The following is a 5,090-nucleotide window of genomic DNA, read 5'->3' as shown; positions in this document are numbered from 1 at the left end:
CGGGAGTATAGCACCTGATTTGGAGTTTTACTTAAAGTTAAAATTAGGTGAAAATATAGGGCATAAGATTTCTGGTATTCTCGTATTTGACCTGCCTATCGCGATGCTTGTTGCTCTGATCTTTCATTGCCTGATCAAGCATTCATTGTATAAAGCAAGTCCAGTTTGGGTGCAATCTAAGACGGTTAAATACTTAGAGTTTAATTGGATTTCATCTCTAAAAATGAATTGGAGTTGGATTTTGATTTCAATGATGCTGGGTATTTTCACTCATTTGACTTTGGATGGAATGACTCACTATGATGGTTGGTTGGTGAACCTATTCCCGATTTTAAAAAATGAATTTAAGATTGCAACTTCTTCAATTCCAGTTTATGACTTCTTTCAATATGGTTTCAGTCTGATAGGATTGTTCTTGGTTTCGAATTTTCTTTTACACTTGGAATCAAATGCTATTTCAAGTTCTGTTCACTTTAAAAAAGGAAAGTTTTGGTTCCTTACTCTTATTGGAATAACCATCGCTGTAGTTTTGAGAGCTTCCTTCTTCCCAGAATTCATTTCCTTTTGGGACTTCTTCATGATGGGAGTTGGATCATTTATCTATGGGGTTTTTCTTGCTTCTGTTCTTGAGTTAATACTAAACTCTAATAGATTAAACAGTGATCGCGAGTTCGACGAACTTATCAATTCCCGAGGTATTGATCCAAGGTTCGAAAGAAGATCCTTCTTTGTAAAGAAGAATAAATTTTTTGGAGTGTTCGGCAAGGGTGTAATGCATATGAATAACCTCATTGACAAATCCCAAGTCATTGTCAGTAAGCCCTCTGATATCCAAATAGACAAGATCGCTGTCACTGTTAGAGATTTCAGACAATTTACTTCTCAGGATTTCAGTGGAGCTCCCTTTGGCCTCACCAATAACTTCCACTTTCAAAGCAGGTTTTTTATGGCCTGTTATCAAAAAATCACTGATTTGAATTTCCATATCGTAAAGAATTTGAAGAAATATATCAATACTCCGATTAAACTTATAGGCTTTTTGGGATTAATTTTATTTCCTTTTTTCGTAAGTGGGCAAGGAAAAGCTTTAGATCCAGTAAAAAGAGAGCAGTTTATCCAGAAAGCCAGTGAATTAAGAAGTGAGGAAAATTATGCCGGAGCTATTTCTCAGTTGGATAGTATTCTTATCAATAATCCTGAAGATGCACAGATTTTACTTTTCAAAGGAGATCTTTGTTTACAAAATCAGGACTTTAGTCAGGCAGTGGAGGTTTTCAATAAACTGATTCCATTAGACTACGAAAGTACTATTGTAAAAATTAATCTTTCCTATGCACTTTTTATGGGTAAAAAGCCTTCCAAAGCTTTGGAAGCTGCATATAATGCCTGGAACCAGGATCAGGAGAATAAAAGTGCGACAGTCAATTATTTCAATGCTATGCTTTGGAATATCAAGACCAAAGAAGCTGAAAATTATCTTTCTGAGAATATAGATTTGGTTGATCCTGATCAGGCATTGGTGATGAAAGCAAGGCTATATACAACAGCAGGGAATTACTCTTACGGTCTTGCGTATTACGATACTCTAGTGCAAAAATTCCCCAAAGCTCCCTATATCCAGGAATATGCAGAGGTTTTGATCGGTAAGAAACAATGGAAAAAATCAGAGTTGTTGATCAGCACCTATGAATCCGAGCTGTCTCAATCCCAGATCCAAAAACTAAAAGGATTGATTGCTGACAGATCGGTTCAGACTGCAGGAATTCAGATTGGATATTTTGCTGATGTAGCTAAAAATACAAGGACTGAGCAGTCTGTTTTTTGGCAAAACCAAAGAAGTGCACCCTTACAATTAGGTTTTAGTGCTGGGGCAAGTCAGGTAAAAGCGCCAGAGGGACAATTGACTAAGTCTAAATTCTTAACAGGTGCAGCGGCAGTTAATTGGAGCCAGGCTTGGCAGAGTAGTGCTGAGGTAGTTCTGCAGCAAGTAAGCCCGGATACTGAAGAATCATTCATGGGAGTAACCGGGAAATTTGAAACTAAATTTCAGCCGAATGATAGAAGAATGTTTGGATTGACTTACAGTTCTGACCTTTTGAATTTTACAGCTGACTTGTTGGGAAAGAATATTAGAAGCCAAAATCTTGGCTATTTGACCCATATTATGTTTGGCGGGAAAACGGGATTTTATTCTCAAGGGAGTTTCGGGATGCTAAATGATCAGAATAAAAGAATACAATTTTTCGGATCTGTTTATAGAGTCTTGAGAACTGAACCAACTTTAAAAACAGGGATTAATTTTTCAGCATTGAGCTATAGTGATTCCGAAACTACTTTGTATTTCGCTCCTGATAGATTTTTGAGCACAGAAGTATTTGTGGACTATAGCACTCCAATGCCTTTGGTATCAAAAATTGCTTTAAAATTTCAGGGAGCTGCAGGATTTCAGCAAATAGAAAATCAAAATTGGGACCCTTCTTTTAGAGTGCAAGCAGAATTGAATTACAGGCTAAATGGATTTGATTTTGGCCTAAATGGACAGTTTAGCAATGTAGCTGCCGCCTCTGGAACGGGCTATAAATTCCAATATTTCACATTGAAAGTGAGTAAAAGCTTTAAGTAGAGTGCGAAACGGTTGTTTCAATCACCCCCGCCCTTCCTGTATGGGATTTATCTCAGAGGGGAGGGCTTTTTTATTTACTTCTTTTGTAACCTAGCCACCATAATCCCAGATTGGGATTTATTTCCCGCCAAGTAATCACTTAGGGGCTTTTCTGAAATTTCGACCTCCATATTTTTAGAGGAGGCATGCATCAAGTGAATCCTTCCATTTTGCTCAATAGCAAATCCAGTATGGACAATATCTAGGTTAGACATGGAGGTGGTGATGGCAATTAAATCACCGGATTTGATATTTTTCTCCAGATTTTGTATTTCGGTTTTGGGGATATAAAAATAGTTCCTGGTTTTAATTTCTGCCTCAGTGATTTTAATTGCTGAAAGGTTTTTTTGATCAGCTAATTGAGCATAAAACTTAGGATTTTCAGACATAAAAGTTGGGGTGTTAGGATAAGGTTTTCCTCCAACTTCTTCGGTCACATCTTTAATAATACCTTTCTCCTGATTCTGATAGATCCAGTCAGAAAAGTAATGGAGTCTGGAAGGATATCCTTGGTTTTCACCTTCTCGATAGCGAAGGTTTTCAAGATTGCTCTCAAAAGCCTCGAAAGTAAAATCTCTATTTTCAGCAAGCCTAACCAAAGTGATTACAGTCTCCAAATAAGTAGTACAATCCAAACCTATCAAATTGATCACCAATTTCTCCTCACCCGGAAGCTCCAATGTTTTTTCCACATAGGGAGTTTTTAGAAATTTCTTTCCAATGGCTATTGCAAGTTCATTTGGAGATTTACCTTTTAAATCCTCCTGAGAGAGTTGAACTAAGACGTTTTCCAGTTTTTGCCTGTTTTCTAGGGTGCAAACAGTTTGGGCATAAAGCGGCTTCGAAAAAATAAAAATCAGAAGAATTCCAAGAAGGTATTTCATTTCGAATTTGGGAGGATTTGCCTTTAAAACTAGAAAAAAATACTTCCAGTTCAATTGATTTTTTTGAAATCGGGCAGTAAGGGTTTTTGGAAATGTTGATTTAAAACCCCAAGATTTATTTTGAATAATCTAGTTGTCTTTCTAATGCTTAATCTGATTCCGTCAACCACATTTCTACTCGTAAAACCAAATAAGAAGTCGCAGGTCTCCCACTTTTTAAGCCTGGTTTGAATTTAAATTTGGGAAAAGATTCCTCGATAGCCTTGGTTACGTATCCATTGTCAGCGGAAAAAAAATCGAAGCCCGAGATTTCACCAGAATCGTTGATATGTATTAAATAAGAAGCTCTTAATTTTTTATCCCATCCATAGAGTTCAAAGACTTCAGAAGGGCAAACTATATGTTCAGCAATTTCAGCTTCGTTCAGTAATTCTGGGTAGACTTCAGAAATAGGATAATCTCTGAGAATTAAGGATTTTTCATCAACACGCGTTTCTAGCTCGACTTTCAATTTGGGGTTTTCGAATAGTGGCTGCGTTTGATGGGAAATTACTTTTCCGTCTTTGATTAGATATTCTTCTTTGAGTTTTCCATTAGTGTAGTAATTTCGAAAATAACCTTCCGGTTTACCATTTTTCATTTCCTTATAAGACTGTAATATTCCATTCTTATATCCTTTTTGTACTCCATCTTCCAGAAAATCCTTGAATAGGTACTCATTTTTGTATGTAGACTCTCCAATTTGGTACTCATCGTAATAAATGCCCGTACCATCTTTTAGTAACTGGTTTCCCTCCTCATCCCAAAAATTAATATATCGATGTTTATCTTCCCGGAGATCCAATTCCACTTTCTTTTCACCATTTGGGTAGTATTCGAAATAAGGACCTGTATGATTTCCGTTTTTGTCACGGGTGTATTTCCATTCCAAAACACCATTCTCGTACCATTTGCTGTGCTCTCCAACTGGTGTTCCTAAAGAGTCTTCAGTTAAACTGACTTCAGTTTGTCCATTCGGATAAAAATAGGAGATCTCCGTTTTTCGAGGCTGGGAGTGAATAACCTCCGTTTTAAATAATCGACCCTCTTTATCATATTCTTTTTGGGTACCCAATTGGATTCCATTCTCATAATTCAATTCTTCGGAGATGATTCCTTCGGGGGAAAAGATCCTCAATAAACCATGAATTTGATTTTCTTTTACTTCAAATTCCTTTCTCCCATTTGTGATGGGATCTACTGAAGAAATCTTACCTGAAAAATTATCAGGAAAAATATTCCCCTCTTCATCCCTAATATATAGTTCTGAATGAGTCCGGATATAAGTCTCAATCAATTGATTGGATTGTTCCGAATGTGCGAAAAATATATCATCCAAGGAATTCTGAGAAAAATCAAAAAACACCTCTTCAGATTGATTTTCATCATTCCATTTCGCAGCCTTTTTTAGAATTTCGGTACTTCGGTTGTCACCAACTCGCACGAAGAATTTTATAATCTCGGGGATCATATAAGCGAATCCATTATCGAAAAACTGGGAAAAG

General features: G+C 36.7%; 3 protein-coding genes. 1 reads left to right on the top strand and 2 read right to left on the bottom strand.

Annotated features, from left to right (window positions below; translation table 11 throughout):
* Positions 1 to 2,623 (top strand): DUF4184 family protein (locus Q0L68_RS16190; RefSeq protein ID WP_296705190.1); only part of this gene is annotated, 2,623 nt, incomplete at its 5' end.
* A 74-nt stretch (positions 2,624 to 2,697) separates the two neighbouring features.
* Here the strand turns inward: Q0L68_RS16190 and Q0L68_RS16185 are convergent.
* The gene (locus Q0L68_RS16185; protein ID WP_296705189.1) at positions 2,698 to 3,546 is read right to left on the bottom strand and encodes an N-acetylmuramoyl-L-alanine amidase-like domain-containing protein; all 849 of its coding nucleotides are present in this window, start codon (positions 3,544 to 3,546) and stop codon (positions 2,698 to 2,700) included.
* 148 nt (positions 3,547 to 3,694) lie between these two features.
* A partial coding sequence (locus tag Q0L68_RS16180; protein ID WP_296705187.1) for a hypothetical protein occupies positions 3,695 to 5,090 on the bottom strand: 1,396 nt, incomplete at its 5' end.

Source organism: Algoriphagus sp., from assembly GCF_024642405.1.
Taxonomy (GTDB): domain Bacteria; phylum Bacteroidota; class Bacteroidia; order Cytophagales; family Cyclobacteriaceae; genus Algoriphagus.
Note: the sequence above shows the minus strand (reverse complement) of the source record. Positions and strands in the feature narration are given on the sequence as shown.

Coding starts and splice junctions, on each gene's coding strand:
- Q0L68_RS16185 (WP_296705189.1), bottom strand. CDS start 3,546: ATGAAATACCTTCTTGGAATTCTTCTGATTTTTATTTTTTCGAAGCCG.